The sequence below is a fragment of the Barnesiella sp. genome (genome assembly GCF_022723415.1).
GTDB classification, from domain to species: domain Bacteria; phylum Bacteroidota; class Bacteroidia; order Bacteroidales; family Barnesiellaceae; genus Barnesiella; species Barnesiella intestinihominis.
This window is the reverse complement of the sequence record NZ_JAIJHU010000017.1, coordinates 20,214-41,284: the sequence shown is the minus strand read 5'-3', so window position 1 is coordinate 41,284 and position 21,071 is coordinate 20,214. Positions and strand designations below refer to the sequence as shown.

Genomic DNA, 21,071 nt, shown 5'->3' with positions numbered 1-21,071 from the left:
TAACAAATTTCTGTAACTTTGAATTTTAAGAACGATAATACTAATCGTTAAATATTATAATTGAGTATTATGAATAGATGTTTTTATCACTGGATTTCTAATATTTAATGAAATAGTTTATCTCTCATGTTGGGTTTACGTCGCTTTCTGCTTTTTTTCGTAAGCGGGAAATCTATGATATGGGTATATAACAATTATCGTAAAGAAAATAATAACCATAAATCGAAATGAAGGTGAAACATTCGAGATTTTCGGTCGGAGTGATCCTGTTTGCATTAGCGATGCTTCCGACAATGGCGCAAGAAAGAGCAGCCCAAATTCGGGAAAAATTGTTGAATCGGAATCTCCACTCTGTAATCGTGGTATCGCATCGAGCAGACTGGCGTAATTTCCCTGAGAATTCGTTGGAAGCTATCGAGAGTGCAATTCGCATGGGGGTCGATGTCGTTGAACTCGATTTACAGCGGACGAAAGATGGAAAATTGATATTGATGCATGATTCTAAACTCGATCGTACGACGACCGGGAAGGGTAAGGTCTCGGATTGGACGCTCGATTCTATTAAAACATTGCGGTTAAAGAACGGTTGCAATATCAAAACAATACACAAGGTTCCCACTTTGGAAGAGGCTTTACTTGCCGCAAAGGGGAAAATAATGATTAACTTGGATAAAGCCGACCGTTATTTCGACCAAGTTTATGAATTGTTGCAAAAGACCGGTACGACCGAACAGATAATCATGAAAGGCAGTAAGCCAGCGAAAGAGGTGAAAGCCCGATTCGGGAAATATCTCGATGAGGTAATTTATATGCCCATTGTGAATCTCGATAAAGAAGATGCAAAACGACAGATAGATGTATTTGTCGAGGATATGCGGCCGGCCGCTTTCGAATTGTTGTTTGTCAAAGACAGCAACCCATTGCCCCGAATGCTTGCCGATTCGTTGAAAGGGGAGTCCCTTATCTGGTATAATACTTTGTGGGACACGATGGCGGGAGGACATGACGACGACATGTCGCTTGCCAGTCCTGACGAGGGGTACGGTTATTTGATCGATGTACTCGGCTGTCGTATCATACAGACCGACCGTCCGGCATATTTGCTCGATTATCTGCGGAAACGAGGGTTACACGATTGATTTTTGTTTATTGTGAAAAAATAAATCCATGAAGATTTCGGAATCTTCATGGATTTGTGAGAATGAATAGAAGTTTTATTTATTCCCAGAGATCGGGTATGGGAGAGTGTCCCACGGCGTTAGGCGCTTGATGGAAAGGTGTTTTTGTACCGGAATGTATTTCATATAGCGATTTGGCTGTTTTGATAGCCGCATCGACCATATAGGGATAGGGCCTGTCGGTAACGTCGATAAAACCGCAATTGTAATTCTCCCCGTCGGTGCGTCCGTTGATGTTCTGATCGATCCATCGGAACCAGCCTGTACCGATGAGCCCTCGGTGAGCAAAGGCGTTTTCGGTATAATACCGAAAAGCATCTCCTCTTTCTTTTTGTGAGTTCACTTGCCATAGGGATTGTGCGAGTCCTCTGTCGACTGTCCCGAAGTGGTACTCCCCGATAATCATCGGCAAGCCAGAGATTTCCAAAGCATGATTCATTTTTTCGTGGTCGGGAGATAGAGCGTAGCAGTTGAAACTCAAAGCATCGAACGACTCTTTACTAATTCGTAGCAATTCGTCGTCTAATTGCTCTATGTAGCCATATCTTATTCCTAAGTTCAGATGATTGGGATCGTTCTTCTTTAACGATTTGGATATGGCTTTCATGAGTTTCTCGAATGTATTATATATAAAAGTTTTGCGGGAGTCGGGTGTATCGCCGGATTCTTTCAGAAAATTTTGTAATTCTGTTTTGATGGGGCGATCTTTTCCATTTAGAATTAAGGAACACAGGCGATTTTCTTTCGAAATCCAAGCGGGTTCGTTTCCGATGAAATAGCCTATTAACCAATGATTGTTTTTGTATTTTGCCACATTACGGGCAATCGCTTCGTCTATCTTTTTTTCAATTCCGTTGTCATATACGTCCATCAATCCCATCAGTTCGTTTTCGAACCCTATGTTTTCCAAAGGTAGAATGAATGCTTTTCGATTCTTGTCGTATATAGTTTTATCCGACCAGTTTGCAAGGGTATTCAATCCCCACTTGTCCATTCTTTTGATTGTCATTTCGGCAGCTCGGTCGAGATAATTTTTTCCGTATCGACGATATAGGTTCCAGATACCGAAAGAGGCTGTATGTGTTTCGGGCGATACATTCTCGGATTCGACGAAAAGTTCTCTGGGCGGAAGTTCTTGAAACATATTTGTGCATTTGTCGGTGTTTTTCGTGTAGTAGTCTCCGACGGGGGCGACGCAATCGACCCCATAGGAGAGGAATAAATATCCGTCCGGGTCGATGAGCCACCAACGATCGTCGATCTGTTCTGTCCTGAAAAAGCCCGTCGATTTTACTCGTTTGTTCAAATAGCCTCCATAACGGGAATAGTTGAAATTTTCTGTTTCGTTAATTTCGGTTTCTTCTTGCAGCCATTCTTTTTGAAGTTGTTCTTCGGAGTAAATTTTTCCTTCATAGTCGCCCAAGTTCCATTGACCGAACTTGTCGAAAGCGGGCTTATTCTCTAAGTACCTGTCGCCGGGATCGTCTTTTGACAAAGCGATCGATCGCAGTTCGATCGTAGGGTTATCGATAGGGGCTCTCATGCGTATGCCTATTGAATCTACTCCTGTCAAAGGGCCTCGTTTTCCTCCCAAGTTGATCCAGCCTGTTATTCTCGGTTGATTGGAAGTTGCTGCTATATCGTGTTTGGCAACGGGTAGTTCTCTGAAAAATCTCAGTGGAATGGTTAATTTGTTCCATGCGTTGGGAACATATGATATAAGTCGTAGTTCGTTGTATCCTGAGTCGGTGGTGAATCCTAATTGAAATCGCTGTGGCGTGGTGGAACGAAATTCTATGGTTACATAGTCATACTCGTCCCAATCGGTAGGTAGTTGGGGTGCGATGTCTTTTATCGCGATTTTTTTACCCGACACGATTTTCTTGCTGTCGAATTGGAATTTTACAGAATCGTTGGTATGGCATGATGTCAAACCGAGAACGAGGGAAATGATTCCGTAGGATAACAGTCTGTTTTTCATGATTGATGGGATTTGTGATTTTTATTTTTTTCGGGAAGTGGTATGGAATATTGAATGTCGTTTTCGGCGAATACTCGTACGTAATCTACATACATATCCGATGCATTCCCGAAACGTTCGAGGTCGATAGGCCAACCGCTTATTCCTCCGATCGCATAGTTTATCAGGAAGAAAAGCGGTTTTTCTTTTGATATGTCGTTCGTTGGATGCCTCAGTACTTCGATACCGTCGAAATAGTATATCGTTTCGTCTCGTCCTACATATAGACCATAGGTATGGAAGGTGGTGGACCAATATGATTTTCCACCCAGTTCCATGATGGGAACTCGTTTATTAAAGCGTTTTTTATATGTCCCATCGGGTTCTTTTTGTCCCCAGAAATGGCTCGTGATGGAGTAACCCGGGTGGTTGGGGTTACCTTTTCCTACCCCTCCATAGGCTTCGACAATATCCAGTTCGTCTCCATTGATGCCTCGGTCGATGCTGGTGAGAGTCCAAAATGCAGGCCAAGTACCGGGTGCAGACTGGGCGGTAAACCTACATTCGAGATAACAGGGGGCTTTTGTGAAAAATCTTTCACCGTCCATATTTACAGACGATATTAGTCCTGAGCTTCCTTTTGTTCCGGCTCTTTTACGGGCTTTAATTTTCAAATAGGTGTCGACTTGTTCGAAAGGATTATCAGGACCGTCGACATCGGAAAATGGCCAGCCGCTGAAATCTCCGTATCGGGGCTTGTGAGCGCAGTACCGGGCGTTTTTGCCGTCATTGGATATGGATAATTCATTATCGAAGTCATCTTCAAATACGAGTTTCAGTCCTTTGGCCTGAGAGGGAACGGTATCCGGTATACCGTAATTCCATTTTTTACCGGCTTTGTTGTAGAGCTGTAACTCAAATACATCTTTTTTCCCCTCGTTGTTACTTGCGTATATGCGGATATTTGTAGGGCCGTAGGGGAAGTCCCGGGCTGGAAAGACGAAAGAGACCTTTTCAGCTCCTTTTGTTTCAATTCCTCCCGGGGTGAGGTTTACATCGTGCCCCCATTTATTGGGTTGTCCTGTCGTGGGTTGTTGCCAACAATAAGCATATACTCGATTCATTCCCGGTGCTCTCAATGTGATTTTTGTGTCGTCGGTGATAACTGTACGTAATCGAGGTGTGATTATTTCGATCGATTTCGTCCACTTGTCGTGAGTCGTATCGTTTCGGCTGAAATTGAAATCGGCATAGATGTTTTGATTGTGAGATGTCTGAGCGGTTATAAAAAATATATTCAGAATGAACAGTATTACGGTGTATTGCCAAAGATTTTTTCTTGATTTCATAGGTTGAAGTGTCGTTTAACTGGTAATCAGATGTAAGTTCTTTTTTATAAAGACGATAAAGAGAGCTTTTTGTGTACTACTTTATCGATGTTTTTTTGTTCAAAAAGGGCTTTCCTTTCTATTCGTAATATGTCATTGTATTTCATAACGGGGTTTAACGAAGGGGTGAGACGGGTTCCCGAAATTTTCGAACTGTTTTTGGACCTTCTCATGGGGAAATGATGTTTACAAACTGAAAAGCGAGAAGGAATGTTTAGCTCTTTTTGTATGGAGTTTGGGGAAATTGTTAGAAATTTATATGCAAGAATTGACTTTTACGGATTTTTTGTATCTTTACGCCTCGTAATTTAAATGAATAGAATATGAAAAAGATTAGAGCTGCCATTGTCGGTTATGGCAATATAGGGCATTTTGTTTTAGATGCTTTGCAAGTCGCTCCTGATTTTGAAATAGCGGGTATAGTCCGTCGTCGTGTTTCGGAGGTTCCCATGGAATTGTCGGCTTATCCGGTAGTGTCTTCTCTCGACGAGTTGAAAGATGTGGACGTCGCTATTCTTTGTACGCCTACTCGCGAAGTGGAACATTTCGCTATCAAGGCTCTCGAAAAGGGTATACGAACCGTGGATAGTTTCGATATTCACACACAGATATGCGATTTGCGCAAAACGCTTGATGCGGCAGCGAAGAAATACAATTCGGTCGCTATTATATCGGCGGGTTGGGATCCCGGAACGGATTCGGTCGTGCGAGCCCTTATGGAGTCTTGTGCCCCCAAAGGTATCACGTATACTAATTTCGGACCCGGTATGAGTATGGGACATACGGTCGCTGTGAAGGCTATCGCCGGAGTAAAAGCGGCTTTATCGATGACTATACCTTTGGGAACGGGTATACATCGCCGTATGGTTTATATCGAACTTGAAGAGGGTTATACATTCGAAGAGGTGGCTCACGCTATAAAGACTGACGATTATTTCGCCCATGATGAAACGCATGTCATGCAGGTGGAGAGTGTCGATGCTTTGAAAGATATGGGGCATGGGGTGAACATGACTCGGAAGGGTGTTTCGGGAAAGACACAGAACCAGCGGTTCGAGTTCAATATGTCTATCAATAATCCGGCATTGACAGCTCAGGTTTTAGTATGTACGGCTCGTGCCGCTATGTTGCAACGTCCCGGTTGCTATACGTTAATCGAAATTCCTGTTATCGATTTACTGTATGGTGATCGAGACGAGTTGGTGCGTCGGTTGGTATAAGCTAAATGAATTTGTTTATTCGGCAGGATTGTAACAAACAATAGAAGGGGAAATGGTTTTATCATTTTTTCTTCTATTGTTTTTCGTATCTTTGGTTGGGTTAAATATAGGCTGGGTCTTAGCAAATAGATTTGTTTTTATATTCGGCCTGTACTATCTTTGTACATACGAGGATAGGTTGCGGTTCGGTATAGCCAAATCGGAAATAAAATTTCCGTTTGTCTCTGCACTCACCTTTCGCTATCTTTGTTGGTACGAAGATAGGTTGCGGTTCGGCATAGTCAAATCGGAAACGAGGTTTCCGTTTGTCTCTGCGCTCACCTTGTACTATCTTTGCCTCTGCCAATATCGGTAGGGTTTTATTTTTACTAAAATATGTTGACTGAATTTATTACATGGACTGCTAATCCGGCTCTTTACGACGGCTTTATCGAGATACGGTGGTACGGATTGTTTTTTGCTATCGGTTTTATTGTCGGTTACAACATGATGGAACGCATGTTTCGTCATGAGCAGGTGAACCTGAAATGGCTCGATTCGTTGTTTATTTATGTGGTAATCGCAACGGTTTTGGGCGCTCGCTTGGGACATTGCTTGTTTTATGCATGGGATTATTATTCGCAGCACCCCTTAGAAATATTGAAAGTGTGGGAAGGCGGTTTGGCGAGTCACGGAGGTGCGATAGGGATTATTATCGCCATTTGGCTATATTCCCGACGGGTTACTCACCGGAATATGTTGTGGACTTTTGACCGATTGGTCGTTCCGGTCGCTTTGGTCGCTGCGCTTATTCGTACGGGTAATTTGATGAATCATGAGATTTACGGACATGTGACGACTTTGCCGTGGGGATTCCGGTTCATACAGAATTTATCGGAGTGGATGAAGGGTGCTGCCCCTATTTTTACGGAACCGTCGCACCCTACCCAGATTTATGAGGCTTTGTGTTATCTGCTTCTGTTCGGATTGCTTTTGTATATGTATTGGAAACGTAATGCGGAGGAACGGGAGGGTCTTATTTTCGGGACCTTTTTGATAGGCATATTTCTACCTCGTTTTTGTATCGAGTTTATCAAGAACAATCAAGAGGTGTTCGAGGAGACTATGTTGTTGAATATGGGGCAGTTGTTGAGTATTCCGTTCGTTATCGCCGGGGTGTGGTTGGTTATTCGTGCTTTGTCTCGACCGAGAGTGCCGATTAAATTTGCGAAGGAGAAAAAGAAATAGATTGTACAATTTTTCTATTTCTAACCCCTCTTCTATTGCTTTGCGACTCCCCGTAATACTACGGGAGACGGCAGGGGAGGAGTATAGAAACTTTACAACAACGTTGCTATACTGTTTTTTAACCCCTCCGTCCTTCGGACACCTCCCCTATATTTCGCTGTGCAAAACACAGGGGAGGAGGATTGAAAAGCTGCCTTTTTCCCATGCTGTTTTGTGACACTCCGCAATGCTACGGGGCACGGCAGGGGGGGAGGAGTATAGAAATCTTACAACAACGTTGCTATACTGTTTTTCAACCCCTCCGTCCTTCGGACACCTCCCCTATATTTCGCTGTACAAAACACAGGGAGGAGGTTTAAAATATCTTCCCAATAGTGGGACATAAATCCTTATTCTAAGAGTCGACTTTCTTATTTTCAGAATATAGGGAGGAGGGAAATTCTTTTTCCTTTATGGTCTAGTATTTTTATGTGGCGAACGGGAGCTATTTAACACCTACTCTCCCTCTGCTCGTCGAAGATGAGATATTTTCGTTTTAACCCTCTCGCCCTGCGGGCACTCCCCCTATATTCGCTTACGGAAACACCCCGTAATGTTGCGGGATAGGGCAGGGGCGAAGGTGGTGGGATTCTTGTTTGCCAAGAGAAATCTTATAGCCTTATCTGCAAAAATCATACGAAATTTCCTATCGGCCTCGAAGTAGAGGCGGAGTGTCAGATATGGTTTTTTCCCTTTTTCGGCTTTCGGATTCACCGGAAATCGCCGAAATCAGTAATCGTATTCGAGCGTGAAATCGTCTAAGAAGAGTACGCTACCGTCACCCCCGGTGAAATAGTCGCCATATTTACTAGCTGATGCTACTACTACGATATAGGTGGGAATCCGGTCGGTATCTCGATATTCGAGTTCAAGAGTGAACGGTGTGTATTCGGTTACGGATTTTCCGCTGTACATATCGGCATAAGCGATAATATGCGGATCGTTTTTATCGAATAGTTTGCGGTCACTTGGTTTTGTGCGTATCTCGACCGGTTCGCTCCAATCCCCGAGTGCTATGAAGATTTGGCAGGTATCGGGTTGTCCGATAAGATATTTCATCTCGTCGTTCGATTTGTTTATCTCGACCGAGGTGTATTTGAAATATCCTTTTAGCCGTGTGGGGCGTTGGGTAAATTGTTTTCCGAAGTTGAGCACTCCGTTGGTTCCTTCTGTACGGAGGTAATTTCCCGTGTACATATTCCCGGCAGCCAGTTTCCCGATGGAACCTATTCCTACAAACTTGGTCGCTAATTTAGCCGCTTGTCCGGTTCCCGACCAAGTGTCGTCGGTGGGTTGTGTATTGCTGTCACCCAATGTGGTGGCTCCTTTATTGCCTGTATCCCAGAAGTTTTCGCTTCCTTCGGCCCATGGATTCCAGATTTTCCCTACTTTGTTCCAATCATCAAAACTTCCGTTGGGAAGTTCGGCTGCGCTTCCGGTCGTAAATGTTATTTCGTTCCCTGTCAAGTCACCAGATACGGCTCGGCATACATAGGTCGTGTTGGCTTTCAAATGTATCATGCGAGCGGTGAAACTTCCTTTATCGTGTGTGACGTATTCGTCGGGGACTTTTTCCCATGTGCCGGCTGTCGCTTCTTTTATTTCGAATCCATTTTCGGCATCTTCTTTTCCGCTACCGTGCAGCCAAGCAACATTCGTCCAAGCATCGACCCCGTCGGTAGATATTTCGGATTCAGATGGTACGATATATAGGGTCCATTCTTCCATAATACCGTGGTATACGATAATGACTTTTTGGTATCCCAAAGAGAAATCGGTGAGTTTTTCTTTTTCGGGAGAATATGAGGTTATTCCCTGAGGACCTAAAACGAGTTCGGTGATTTTTATGTTTGCTAAATCGATGTCTTTGTTGACATAGGCAATGGCTCTGTGATTATGGGCATCGAATACCGGTGCTCCTATTTGTCCCTCTACTCTGAAACTTCTTTCGATATTTTGGGTGGCATTTATCGTCCATGTGTAGTCTTGATAGATGGAGAGGGTCAACGTGTAACTTTTGGAGAGGTCGATAATCGAATCGGAAGGAAGATCGGATACGGCTCCTTCGGTGAGATCGAGGGTTTCGATATGTACTCGTCGCAAATCGACCGTATCGGACAATTCCATCGTTACCATGCGTTTGTCGTTGTCGATAGCGGCTGTACCGATTTGTCCGTCGGCGGAGATCCCTAATATCTGCGCTTTGATGCGAGGGTAGGGAATATCGTTCTTAATACAAGCCGATAAGAGGAGTGTACATAAAAGAGAGTATATGATGTGTATATCGTTTCGTTTCATTTTACTTCTATATGTGCAGGCACATGCCAATGTTGATGTTGAACAAGTTTATTTTGAAATCGGCTCCGCTCGATCTACGACTTCCGGTTTCTTCGTTATTCGTCGTTTGTTTGATCGTTCCGTATCGTAATCCGGCTACTCCGAACGAAACACTGGTACTGATGTTGTTCATGATAAATACGCAGAATCCCGGATTTAACCCCAATTTGATTTCAGATGTCGTTGTTTTGGTATTTTTCAATGACTCGTCGCTCCCTCTTACAAAGCGGTTCGAACCGCTTGAAAAGGCTAATTCCGTTTCGTTGAAGAAGCCGAAGCGCTTGTTTTTGTCGATTCCGATATATGCCCTATGGAACAGAGCGGCCGAGAAGGTCTCGCCTAAATAACGTATATCGCCCAAATTGAATTGCATATCGTCGTCGATGTCTATATCCAAATTGTCTAAGTTTGCACTTAAATGACTGTATCCGAGTTTTATACCTATACATTCGTTGTCTTTGATGAAATAGCCTACGAATGGGTTCAGGGTAGTTATGTTGCCTTTGAAATTAAAATCTTTGATGAAGATCAGGAGGTTATTGTCTTTACTGTCGAATTCTCCGTGCGAGAGAGTCAAACCTGCGATCCATTGCTTTTGGGGAATGAGCAGATAGTTTTTCAATCCCCGTTTGTATTTTTTTCTGCTGAGCCCGTGTTTTTCGGCGATCGTATCGGGCTCGGACGTGGCGACAGAAGTGTTTCTCGGAACGATGGTTGCTGTCTCGGGAATGACGGTTGTCGAATCTTGCACTTCGGCATGAAGCAATATTTGCCCGGGAATGAGTATTCCTATTAAAATCAATATGTATTTTAAGTTTTTCATAAATAAAAAGCGATACCTAAACCCAAAGAAAAGATGTTGACTTTGAAGTTTGCCATGTTTTGAGACCGTTTACCGGTATAAACTTGGTCGGTGGTCTGTTTGACATGACTGTAATTAAAACCTAATAAGCCGACGTTTACCTCGATGGCTGTGTAGTCATTGAGAAATGCCATGAGCCCCGGCGCTATTCCGATATTGAAGTTGAACGAACGCTCGAATGTTCCTGTGAGAGATTCTCCCGACCCGTTTACCATTTTCGATTCTCCACCACCCAAAGAGAGTTGCAGTTCATTGAAAAGTCCGAAGCGGCTACTGTTCCCGATACTGATGTAGTTACGCATGATCGCCATTCCCGAATAGGAGTGGCTCAGACTATACACGTTGTCCATGTCGAAGTTGAGATCGTCGCCTATTTTGATGGAGGCATTGTCGAGTTTCGTCAGGCTTCGTTCATAGGCAAACCGACCTCCCAATCCCAAATTATCTTTGACGATGTAGCAAAACATGGGGCTCACTTTGAATGTGTAGCCTATACCGTCCATGTTTTCGATGACGAGGAACTGGTAGTTGTCGTTGCTATATTCGGAATAGGATATGGAATTACCTACTACCCATTGTCCTTTGGGTATGAATGTATTTAGTACAATACCTCGGTCGAACTCCTGAGCGTGAACCGTAGTAAGGCTTACCCCCAAAAGCAGAGATGAGCATATCGCAGAGATGAGTTTATTCATAAATCAATTCTAAATCGTCGAGCCACATGGTACTACCCGTGCTACCTGTAAAGTAGTCTCCGTATTTGCTGGCAGAGGCCACGATTACAATGTAGCTGGGAATACGGGTAAGAGAACGGTAATCGAGCGGAATTTCAAACTCCAAGAGACCACCGTCTTGACCTTGTGTCTGGGTTGTTAATTCTTGTTCGCCATAGGCGATTATTTTTTCGTCATTTTTATCGAACAAGTTTTTATCTTTTGTCGTGATACGTACCGGGGCATCCCAGTCTCCAAGTGCGATATAGACAATGCCTATATCTGTCGCGCCATTTGTAAGAGCATCTGTTTCGGAATAGTCTACGGTTCCCGGCGTGTATTTAATATATCCGCGAAGTTTGGACGGTCGCGAGGTAAATGTTCGTCCGAAATCGAGGATACCGTTCGTACCGTCTCTTCCGATAAACTGTCCGGTGAACAGGTTTCCGGCAGCAAATTTGCCAATACCCATGATACCAACGAATTGAGATTGTAATTTAACAGAGTATTTACCGCTGTGTTTGTAGGTCTCGTCGGGTGTAGTCACGTTTTTATTCATCGTCGCAGAACCGTGGTTCCCGCTATCCCAAAACATTTCCCCTCCTTGCGGGTATATTACCATTGCTTTGTCCGGGGTATGCCAATCTTCGAAACTGCTGTTGGGCAGTGTCGTCGCTTCTTCGGTAGTGAACGTTATCGTTTTTACCGAGGCTTGTGTTCCTGCAACGGCTTGATATTCGTATGTCGTTCCCGGTTCGAGTTGCGTTACCTCGGCAGACATACTTGTTCCCGACAGGACGGCAGGAACGGATATCCATTCTTGCGAACCGGATTTGCGATATTGGAAAGAGAGAGTTTCCGATGTTTCTTTTACCAAAGTCCCTGATAGCGTGGCTTTCTTTGCCCAGATACTGGATCTTGCCGGGGCTTCCGTAACGACTATGGCATCGGATACGACTATCGTCAAAACCTGTGTATTTTCTTTTTCATTTGTATCGACGGCTTTTATCGTGAAGATATATTCTCCGTCGGGGAGCGATTTTACAAAGTTCTCGGACAGAGTGATTTTTGCGTTCGAAAGGTCTTTATCTTCTTGATAGATGTGTTTTGCTCCGATGCCTTTGACTTGAAATTCCGTGATGATGTCTTCGGGGGCCGACAGGAAATCGATGGAATCGGCCGAGAGTCCTAAGGAGGGGAATTTTTCACAAGAAAGTTTTACATTTTTCAATTTGGTCGCGGCATTCACCCAAATCGCAGCTTCTTTTCCGCTGTTCGTTTCGTAATAAAGCGGTTGGGTTATATCGAATTTGTCTCCGACAATTTGCGGACGTTGTGTAATCACTACATTATGGGTGGAGTCTACGGTCGATTCATTTACTTTGACGTCGATGAATGTACCTCCGGTCGCTGCGTTGTCGGCGTTATAGCTGAATGTGAATGCGTATTTCGTCGCTTTAACTACGTTTTCGACAACTCCCGATTGGGTATAGTTTTTACCGTCTGTTTTTTTCCCTTCGAAACTCCATGCCAAGCTGCGGTCTTTCCCGTTGAGCATATAGTATCCTACGGAATCTACGGTAGATTCTGTAAATGAGAGCTCGCCGGTCGTAGTAAATATTTTTACTTTATAGTCGGTTACAACGTTTGCTAACTCGGGCGAGAACGCAACCGTCGCCAACGTATTTGCAATAGTACATTTCACTTCGGCCGAGGTAGTTTCTCCGCTTTGGACGGCGAAGTCGGCCGATCCTGTATAATAGGGGGTATCGAATGCCGCCGGGACAGAATCTCCGGCTATTACAAAGACATGATACTGTCCGCTTGCCAAGTTCAGTATATCGGGCATGAGATTTTCTCTATCGTAATAACGAATGAGCCCTTTACTGCTGTATATGCGGGTTTGCATGGAGGCGTATATGCCCGGGTCGATAGCACGGGAAACGACAGCCACCTCGTCGGAAACTTTTACGTTCAGCCTTACCGATCCTTCGCCGAGGGTCATGTCTTCTTCTTTACAAGCCGATAGCAGTCCTACAAGGAGCAGTCCGCAAGTAAAGTATGTTTTTATATAGCGTTTCATATTATTCTGTTACGAGTATTAATGTTTCTGTTGTCGTTCCTTGCGCGTCGGTAGCCTTTATGATAAAGTTGTGAGTCCCTGCGCCCAATAATCCTAATAACGGCATAAAGTCGCTGATGTCGAAGGTTACTTTCGATTGGTTCAAGACGTTCGATCCGGTGGGGAATCCCAATCCTTCGATGGCTGTTTTCAAGTCGCCCGGATTTACCAAATCGAGATGCGAAGCCAATCCCATACCTGCAAGTTCGTCGGGAGTCAATGTCGGCGATTCTATATCGACTACAAGTCCTGTAAGTCCGTTCTTATCGGAGCTTGTAATATCTACGCTTACTTGTAATCCCTCGGTTACAGTGACCGGAGTCCCTAATTTTATAGTCGAGCTCGTAATTTTCGGAGCATCGGTAGGTTGGGGATCGGGATCCGGGTCAGGGTCTGTGCCGGGGTCGATGGGATTGGGGTCCTCAATAACTTCTTCGTCTATCGTGACATTCCCGAAATGGTCGATTATTTCGCATGAGGCATCGAGCGTAACCGACGGTGTGACGCCTCCTGTCTCGCTTCCCGGTTCGGGTCGTTTGATATCGTAATGTATTTTACGCCATTCGCCGGCTTTTACATTATCTACCTGTATGCGATTGACTTCTTCATAACCGTCGATCGTACCGGAGAAGGTGGCGATAAGCAAATTGCTCTCTTCGTCGGACCGAAAATAACCGGCACGAGATTCTTTTTTCATAAAATCGAGAGCTCCTTCTCCAACGGTGACCGATACTTTGCAATCTTCACCCATCAGTGTTTTTAAATCCTCGGAGTAGGAAACCGTGACTTTTATATTTTGGAGGGTACATACGAGCGTATCGATTTGTGTCACTCTGCTTTCTTCGATAGAAAAAGTTTTATCTGCATAGTAATAGGGTTTTTCCCATTCGGACGGTCGAACTTCGTGGGAAAATACTTTTAAATTATAATTACCGACGTTCAGTGTAACTATTTCGGGTGTTTCGCTGTATTTCCAATCCTTTTCGAGCGTTTCACTACCGTTATCCGCGCGGAATATCTGTACTGTAAAGTCGCCTGTGTCGACAGCTCGGCTTACCGGTTTTTTCTCGGTTTCTTTTATGTCATTATTGGGTATGGCATCGAAAGAAGAAAGATCGAGAGTCCCGGTTTTCCCTGAAATTTCTCCGGGTTCGGAGTCGTAGGTGAGTTTCTCACGGTCGCAAGATGTGCCTGCCAGTCCCAAGACTATGGTCAGAGCTATGTAAAATATCTTTTTCATATCGCTATGTAGTTTATTCATAAATGAAATTTAAGTTATCTATTGTCAGAGTCGCTCCCCTCGAATTGGATTCGTATTGGGAGTAGTAGTCGGTCGTTTTTATCGTTGCGGTTTCTTCACTTTGTGAATAGGAAGCATGATTGGACGACGTAATCATTATTTTCAACAGATTGGCTTTTTTGTCGGTAACGGTGTAAACCAATGGAACTGTAAATTCGGTATAGTCTGATGCTGCCGTAAGGTTAATAGTCCCGGATGCGAGTACCGTTTCTCCATTTAACAATGTTACCGAGATCACTCCGGTTTCAGAGACATCGTTATTATCGGGAGTGTATTTATACCACCCTTTCATCGTCGAAGGTCGAGATGAAAAAGAGGTTCCTTCGTTATAAGATTCGGAATTACCGGAATAGGAGTAACTGCCTAAAAATAATTTACCAGCAGAACGATTGCTCATAGAGGGAACATTCGTATTGTAATAAGTCGTATTAAAAGCTCCTCCTGTTTTGCTGGGTGTGGTTCCATTAGCATCCCATGCAACATTGCGTATTACCATTGCATTGTTTCCGTCTTGTGCGGAAAGGCCTTTGTAAATATCGGGTGTTTGTGTGCTCATTCCAAAACTGCGATATGAGCTCCAAGACAGAGTCGTATTATACGTTGAGGGAATTACAAACCATGACATTTGATTTGCCGCGGAAGTGTTACAGGTCTTTGCATTTACACTGCTCCAACCGGTGGGTTCTTGAATTGTAAAGCTGCAAGTGTTTTGATAATCCACAGGCCAAACGGAATACTTACCCCCTTGATTCATATCTTGTATCGATATTGTCTGTGTGAGTTCTTCAAAATTTCCGTTAGGTACGCCGGCTGTTGTTTCTGTCCGTATTGTACAATCTCCGTGATAATTGACATTTTCTTGTTCGTTGTTGCAAGTCCCTTTTATCTGGTAACGTGTGTCGGGGGACAATCCCGTGAGGGTGTGTACATCGTCTTCGTGCGTAGAGGCGGCTTGGACCCATTGTCCGGTACTGTTGGTATAAAGTACAGCATAGCGGTTCACCGCATCTTGGTATTGCGGATCGGCGGCTGTGAGTTTAACGATCGCTTTTTTTGCCCAAACGTCGTATTCTTCGGCTGATATCGTGAATTCGGGCGTGAGAACAGAAATGGAAGTCGCAGCCGTCTTTAATCCACCGGATAGAGAGGCTTCTATTTCTATCGGTTTGTTTGTGGCTTCGACGGATATTTTAACTTGATATAGATTTTCCTCGGCCGATAGAACTGTCGAGGTACAATTTACTTTGTGGCCTTCGGCGTTAAGGTAACTGAATTGAACCAAATCGATATCGGACCCATCGTATAATACCGGAATTATGGCCGAAGAGCTACCCACAAAAACGGCTTCGGGTTCTTGTAGGGTGAATGTTAAAGGAAGGTTTTTCACCGATAAAGAAATAGGCGATTCACTAACTTTTCCGTACAAGTCTTTTGCCGAAATAGTGAACATGTGTTGATCGCTATTGCCGATAATTTGTAATTGTGTGAATAGTTCGGTGAAGTCGATGAATCCCATTTTATTTCCAACTTCGGAGAATCCCTTGATTTTCAACCCTAATCGACGGAGTATTTCTGCTTGGTCTTCACTCATATTTATGAGGTCGATTTCTTGCGGCCACCCTTTGCTTTCGAGGCTACGGGAGGAGGTCGTAAGGGTACACCCGGCTAATCCTCCTTTGGCCGTGAGAGATATATTTACGTTTTTGTCGGCCGGATAATTAAATTCTTTTGCTTCAACCGGAACACCGGATTCAAAACCAGACAGGAGGAAAGAGGGAGCCGGAGCTACCATTACTTCATCGGATATGTCTATTTTGATAGGTTGTGTTTCGGTTGTCTCGTCGAAACTGATGTTGAGTTGTGCTTCACCGGCGTTGTTGTCGCTGATGTCGAGTTTGATTTTGTAGTGTTGACGCGCGGTTGCGTTGGGTATGGCTGCCGGTTCGAAAGTAGATTCGATCCCATTTTGTTTTTTCAAGTGGGTCTGAATCGTGATTTTCCCGGGTTTTACGTAGGCTGCTCTCGTCTCGGTTTTAGAAAATTCGATGTATTCTCCTCCGGTAGAGTGAATGGTGGTCGAATAATCGGCAAAGTATTTTTTGAAAGCGTCGGAATACTCGACGGTTACTTTTACATTAGCCAATGTACAGTTGATTTCTACCGAACTATTTTCCCGGTCACGCACGGCTACCGGGGTTTCTCCGAGATAGAACGGCTTTTCGAATCCTTCTATATCGATATCTCCGTAAAAGGCACTCATCGTATAGGCTCCGACCGGTATTTTGGTAGCCGGGTCGAAATCGGCCAAACTATCCCATGCCCGAGAAAAACTACCGTCGGAAGAGACTAGTTTCAAAGCAAATTCGCTTACATCGGGATTTTCGATTGTCGAGGCTGATTCTGCTGTGGAGCGAGTTACAGGAACTACTTTATAGTCGGCTGAAACTTGTACGTTGATTGCACCGTATCCGGAAGACCCTTGCTTATCCTCATTTGCGCATGATACTAACAATAGCATGGTTGCGCTATACAGGAAAATTTTTTTTAATTTCATGCTTATTTTATTTTTATTTCACCTATAAAGAGATATTAATAAACTCTTTATGAGCGGCTTCATTGTGTAAATACTCTTATTTGCACAAATGAAAATCGGTTCAAAGGTATAAATTTTTTTCTTAGATGAAACAGTCAATAGAAAGTTTTGTTAAGTATAATAATATAAATTAAGGAGATATAGGAGTTTTGGGCTACAAAATCCGGGGAATTTGCTAATATTTTTTTAGGGTCGGATTTTGTAAAAAATCGATTATTTTTTATTTCATAGTATTTAAATTTATTCTGTATTTTTATACGTAAAGATAGCTTTTTTAACCCCTCCGTCCTTCGGCCACCTCCCCTATATTTTGCTGTGCAAAAACACCCCGTAATACTACGGGACACGGCAGGGAGGAGGTTGAGATGTATTCCCCCCCTATTGCTTTGCGACCCCCCGTAATGCTGCGGAGCACGGCAGGGGAGGAATGTGGGTAACTCTGTTTTTATATTCTAACCTTTTCGTGCATTCTACCTATATAATTGTATTATAAATACCCCGCAATGTTGCGGGGTGCTGCGTTAGCAGTATAGGGGGAGAGACCGAAGGAACAAAGTTCCGGAGGAGAGGGGTTAAAAAAAGATCGTTTGTACTTGTTCATTTTGTTCTCGGCTTGTACTATCTTTGCAAAATGTGAAGATAGTCAAGTTTATTTTTAAACCTCTCGCTCTGCGAGTACTCCCCACTATCTCGTTAAAGACGAACGGTGGGAGAGGGGCGATAAAAAATTGGAATATATGAAAATAGCGGTAGTAGGTACAGGCTATGTGGGCTTGGTTACGGGAACTTGTTTCGCCGAGATAGGAGTGGACGTCGTCTGTGTGGATATAGATGCCGAGAAAATAGCTCGTATAGAGCGTGGCGATATACCTATTTACGAGCCGGGGCTCGACGAGATGGTTATCAGGAATATGAAAGCCGGACGTTTGCGGTTCGCCACCGATCTATCGGCTTGTCTCGACGGGGTGGAAATCTTGTTCAGTGCGGTGGGTACTCCTCCTGACGAAGACGGATCGGCCGATTTGAGATATGTGCTCGATGTGGCTCATAGTGTGGGTCGGTATATGACCGATTATCTTGTTGTCGTTACCAAGAGTACGGTTCCGGTGGGGACTGCCCGAAAAGTGAAAGCGGCTATACAGAGCGAGTTGGATAAGAGGGGTGAAAAGATTGACTTCGATGTGGCTTCCAATCCCGAATTTTTGAAAGAGGGGAATGCGATAGCCGATTTTATGCGTCCCGACCGTGTGGTCGTTGGGGTCGAAAGCAAGCGGGCGGAGGCTTTGATGCAAAAACTCTACAAGCCCTTCATGATCAACAAGTACAGGATTATTATTACCGATATTCCTTCGGCGGAGATGATTAAATATGCGGCTAACGCTATGCTGGCGACTCGTATCAGCTTTATGAACGAAATTGCGTTATTGTGCGACGAGGTGGGAGCCGATGTAGGAGCTGTGCGCAAAGGTATCGGAGCCGACGATCGTATCGGCAGCCGCTTCTTGTATGCCGGTTGTGGATATGGGGGCTCTTGTTTCCCGAAAGATGTGAAGGCTTTGATAAAGACGGCGGAAGAGAATGATTGCGATATGCAGATTTTGAAAGCTGTCGAACGGGTGAACGAGTCGCAAAAGGAATTGCTTTATCACCGATTGCTCCGCTATTTCGACGGGAAAATATCGGGACGAAAATTTGCCGTGTGGGGGCTTTCCTTTAAACCGGAGACCGACGATATGCGCGAAGCTCCGGCTTTGATATTGATCGATAAGTTATGTGATGCAGGAGCTCATGTAAAGGTATATGACCCGGTGGCTATGCCGGAATGCAGGCGGCGGATAGGGAATAAGGTGGAATATGCCGAGAATATTTATGAAGCGGTTGCCGATGTGGATGCTTTGTTGATTGTAACGGAATGGAAAGAGTTTCGTTTGCCGGATTGGAAAACGGTTATCCGGTCTATGAAATCACCTGTGATATTCGACGGTCGTAATATTTATGATCCGTCTGAGATGAAAGAGTTGGGATTTGCTTATTATAGTATAGGTCGTCCGACGGTTTAAGGACTGATCCGATAAAAAAGTAAGACAGGTATGCGCCCTATCCCGGGGCGGATACCTGTCTTTTTATAATAGAAAGGGGCTGAGAGGAATATCCTTCTTCGTAATGGCTGCTCCTCCTTTTACCGTTACGGTTTCGGGAATCCTCCGGAGCTCCCTTTCTGTCTATAATAACGATATAGGAGTGTTTTGGTTCAATGTGGTCGTGCTTTTATCGTGATTTGTCTTATTTTTAATTTTTTTTGTCGAAAATCTGTTTTTGAGGAACACTTTAATTGTTTGGAGCGTATCTTTGCAATGGAACAGAACTCGATATCGGTAAGTGAGATTAGATTGTTTCGAGATGTATTGTTTTTGTAAATAAATAATGTTGTAAAGAGATTTTATTATGAAAAAATGGGTGTGCAGATTATCTATCGTATGCTGTTGGTGTTTGTTTTTTACCTCTGTGAAAGCTCAGCTTTCGTTGGGTGGGCTTGGAGACATACTGAATTCATCGACAGTGAATAAGGTTGTGAGTGCTATTGCCGGTACAGATGCTTCGTTGACGGTTGCCGATTTAGCCGGGACGTGGAAATATTCGGCTCCTGCTTGTAAGTTCGAAAGCAGCGATTTCTTGAAATCGGCGGGAGGTGAGGTCGTGGCTGCATCTTTGAAAACAAAGTTGGCGACCTACTATACAAAGGCCGGTATCACGCCTTCGCGGGTTTCATTCGCTTTTGCCGATACTACTTTTGTAATGAAATATGGTAATGCGAAATTGAACGGTCATATTGTTAAAGACGAAGAGAGCGGAAGATTCGTGGTTACATTTACTGCCGTGGGTGGTTACATTCCTATAATGGTTATGGATGCCGTTATAAACAAGAATGGCAATACGTTGGAAATGCTTTTCGATGTGGATCGATTCGTGAAGGTATTGACTACTATTGCATCGAAGTCTCAGAGTTCTACATTGAAAAGTGTCGGTGGATTGCTCGATGAGTATGAGGGTGTATTGATGGGGTTTGAACTAGTGAAATAAGAAAATCATAGTATAATAAAATAAGGAGGGAGTTTTAAACTCCCTCCTTATTTTATTATATTTTAACACAAAAAGAAAAAAAACGGGAAAATAGAAGACCGATCTTTTTGTCGAATGATTACCTTTGTTCCATATTATAAACTAAAAAATAAATAAAATGAAGAAATTAGTTTTAACCTTAGCTCTTGTGTTTGGTGTGTTAGCAGCCAATGCTCAGTATTTTGTGGGTGGTCAATTGGGGTTACTTTACGATGATGCATCGGAAAATACCATGATTACAATCGCTCCTGAATTCGGTTATGCATTTAACGATACTTGGACGGTTGCCGGTATGATAGGTTATACTCATATGGACAATTTCAATTCGTTTTATATCGCTCCGTATGCCCGTTGGAATTTTTGGAAGAAAGATTTCGTAGGTTTGTTGGTAGATGGTGGTTTCGGTATTTCTACTCAAAAGTATAAAGGGGCGGATTCGGATACCGGTTTTGAAATTGGCTTTAAGCCGGGTATATCTTTTAATTTGACCGATAATTTCTCTTTGGTAGCTCATTACGGCTTTCTGGGATATCGTACTAAATATAACGGAAGCAGCGTGTCGGGCTTGTCTTTGAGCGGCAATGAGATAAGTCTCAGCTTGTATTATTGTTTTTAATATTTGAAACGAATCGATATTTCGACCGTCCGATTTTTATCGGACGGTTTTTTTTATTCTTTTCGGTAGAATTGTAAGGTGAGAAGGTATTGCCGAACTTCTTTTTTTACGAGATGGCAAATTGGGATAGGTCAGCGATGTAGAGGGAGTGTATAGGGTGATTGTAGAATTTGAGCTCTTCTCCTTGCGGGTATTTCCCTTATATTTTCCGACATTTTCGTTGAGCTAACCCCTACGTCACTACGTGCCACCTCCCCTATATTTTGCTGTGCAAAACACCCCGTAAGGCTACGGGACACGACAGGGGAGGAGTATGAAGTTTTCCAGCGTTTTTGCTTTACTGGGGGTTTTGAGTTCTCCGATGCTTCATTTGCTTCTCTTATCTGTTGCAGATGA

14 protein-coding genes are annotated in these 21,071 nt (G+C 43.7%); 6 read left to right on the top strand and 8 right to left on the bottom strand.

Annotated elements, in window-relative coordinates; translation table 11 throughout:
• The first annotated feature begins 281 nt into the window (after window positions 1–281).
• Entirely contained in the window at window positions 282–1,139 is an 858-nt protein-coding gene (locus QVD32_RS05270) for a glycerophosphodiester phosphodiesterase family protein (protein WP_373134473.1), read from the top strand.
• A gap of 79 nt (window positions 1,140–1,218) precedes the next feature.
• On the opposite strand, the gene QVD32_RS05265 is transcribed toward QVD32_RS05270, so the two are convergent.
• Complete coding sequence (locus QVD32_RS05265) at window positions 1,219–3,159, bottom strand: hypothetical protein (RefSeq protein ID WP_021892736.1); 1,941 nt, start codon at window positions 3,157–3,159, stop codon at window positions 1,219–1,221.
• Entirely contained in the window at window positions 3,156–4,487 is a 1,332-nt protein-coding gene (locus QVD32_RS05260) for a glycoside hydrolase family 16 protein (RefSeq protein WP_021892735.1), read from the bottom strand. The genes QVD32_RS05265 and QVD32_RS05260 overlap by 4 nt, the downstream gene beginning before the upstream one ends.
• Before the next feature lie 362 nt (window positions 4,488–4,849).
• Between QVD32_RS05260 and QVD32_RS05255 the strand changes: the two genes are divergently transcribed.
• Entirely contained in the window at window positions 4,850–5,746 is an 897-nt protein-coding gene (locus QVD32_RS05255; protein WP_021892733.1) for a diaminopimelate dehydrogenase, read from the top strand.
• Window positions 5,747–6,124: 378 nt separating this feature from the next.
• Window positions 6,125–6,973: a prolipoprotein diacylglyceryl transferase gene (gene lgt, locus QVD32_RS05250; protein ID WP_040296064.1), complete on the top strand. Its 849-nt coding sequence runs from the start codon at window positions 6,125–6,127 to the stop codon at window positions 6,971–6,973.
• 768 nt (window positions 6,974–7,741) lie between these two features.
• Here the strand turns inward: lgt and QVD32_RS05245 are convergent.
• The 6 genes from QVD32_RS05245 to QVD32_RS05220 are packed head-to-tail and all read right to left on the bottom strand — an operon-like array spanning window position 7,742 to window position 16,900.
• On the bottom strand, window positions 7,742–9,310 hold the full coding sequence (locus QVD32_RS05245) for a PCMD domain-containing protein (protein ID WP_021892731.1): 1,569 nt from the start codon (window positions 9,308–9,310) through the stop codon (window positions 7,742–7,744).
• A 7-nt stretch (window positions 9,311–9,317) separates the two neighbouring features.
• A complete protein-coding gene (locus QVD32_RS05240; protein ID WP_021892730.1) occupies window positions 9,318–10,172 on the bottom strand; it encodes a hypothetical protein in 855 nt (284 codons plus the stop codon).
• Window positions 10,169–10,906: a hypothetical protein gene (locus QVD32_RS05235; protein WP_008861532.1), complete on the bottom strand. Its 738-nt coding sequence runs from the start codon at window positions 10,904–10,906 to the stop codon at window positions 10,169–10,171. The genes QVD32_RS05240 and QVD32_RS05235 overlap by 4 nt, the downstream gene beginning before the upstream one ends.
• Window positions 10,899–13,007, bottom strand: coding sequence for a PCMD domain-containing protein (locus tag QVD32_RS05230; protein WP_118687306.1), 2,109 nt, complete (start codon window positions 13,005–13,007; stop codon window positions 10,899–10,901). Before QVD32_RS05230 ends, QVD32_RS05235 begins: the two co-directional genes overlap by 8 nt.
• A gap of 1 nt (window position 13,008) precedes the next feature.
• Window positions 13,009–14,286 (bottom strand): DUF4493 domain-containing protein, encoded by a 1,278-nt coding sequence (locus tag QVD32_RS05225; RefSeq protein ID WP_021892728.1) that lies wholly within the window; start codon window positions 14,284–14,286, stop codon window positions 13,009–13,011.
• Window positions 14,287–14,299: 13 nt separating this feature from the next.
• A complete protein-coding gene (locus QVD32_RS05220) occupies window positions 14,300–16,900 on the bottom strand; it encodes a DUF4493 domain-containing protein (protein WP_021892727.1) in 2,601 nt (866 codons plus the stop codon).
• A gap of 776 nt (window positions 16,901–17,676) precedes the next feature.
• On the opposite strand from QVD32_RS05220, the gene QVD32_RS05215 reads away from it, so the two are divergent.
• The 3 genes from QVD32_RS05215 (at window position 17,677) to QVD32_RS05205 (ending at window position 20,675) form a co-directional block, all read left to right on the top strand.
• The gene (locus QVD32_RS05215; protein WP_118687304.1) at window positions 17,677–18,999 is read left to right on the top strand and encodes a UDP-glucose dehydrogenase family protein; all 1,323 of its coding nucleotides are present in this window, start codon (window positions 17,677–17,679) and stop codon (window positions 18,997–18,999) included.
• Window positions 19,000–19,384: 385 nt separating this feature from the next.
• Window positions 19,385–20,020, top strand: coding sequence for a DUF4923 family protein (locus QVD32_RS05210; protein ID WP_118687303.1), 636 nt, complete (start codon window positions 19,385–19,387; stop codon window positions 20,018–20,020).
• A gap of 157 nt (window positions 20,021–20,177) precedes the next feature.
• A complete protein-coding gene (locus QVD32_RS05205; protein ID WP_021892724.1) occupies window positions 20,178–20,675 on the top strand; it encodes an outer membrane beta-barrel protein in 498 nt (165 codons plus the stop codon).
• Window positions 20,676–21,071 lie beyond the last annotated feature (396 nt).

Coding starts and splice junctions, on each gene's coding strand:
- QVD32_RS05270 (WP_373134473.1), top strand. CDS start 282: ATGCTTCCGACAATGGCGCAAGAAAGAGCAGCCCAAATTCGGGAAAAA.
- QVD32_RS05265 (WP_021892736.1), bottom strand. CDS start 3,159: ATGAAAAACAGACTGTTATCCTACGGAATCATTTCCCTCGTTCTCGGT.
- QVD32_RS05260 (WP_021892735.1), bottom strand. CDS start 4,487: ATGAAATCAAGAAAAAATCTTTGGCAATACACCGTAATACTGTTCATT.
- QVD32_RS05255 (WP_021892733.1), top strand. CDS start 4,850: ATGAAAAAGATTAGAGCTGCCATTGTCGGTTATGGCAATATAGGGCAT.
- QVD32_RS05245 (WP_021892731.1), bottom strand. CDS start 9,310: ATGAAACGAAACGATATACACATCATATACTCTCTTTTATGTACACTC.
- QVD32_RS05240 (WP_021892730.1), bottom strand. CDS start 10,172: ATGAAAAACTTAAAATACATATTGATTTTAATAGGAATACTCATTCCC.
- QVD32_RS05235 (WP_008861532.1), bottom strand. CDS start 10,906: ATGAATAAACTCATCTCTGCGATATGCTCATCTCTGCTTTTGGGGGTA.
- QVD32_RS05230 (WP_118687306.1), bottom strand. CDS start 13,007: ATGAAACGCTATATAAAAACATACTTTACTTGCGGACTGCTCCTTGTA.
- QVD32_RS05225 (WP_021892728.1), bottom strand. CDS start 14,286: ATGAAAAAGATATTTTACATAGCTCTGACCATAGTCTTGGGACTGGCA.
- QVD32_RS05220 (WP_021892727.1), bottom strand. CDS start 16,900: ATGAAATTAAAAAAAATTTTCCTGTATAGCGCAACCATGCTATTGTTA.
- QVD32_RS05215 (WP_118687304.1), top strand. CDS start 17,677: ATGAAAATAGCGGTAGTAGGTACAGGCTATGTGGGCTTGGTTACGGGA.
- QVD32_RS05210 (WP_118687303.1), top strand. CDS start 19,385: ATGAAAAAATGGGTGTGCAGATTATCTATCGTATGCTGTTGGTGTTTG.
- QVD32_RS05205 (WP_021892724.1), top strand. CDS start 20,178: ATGAAGAAATTAGTTTTAACCTTAGCTCTTGTGTTTGGTGTGTTAGCA.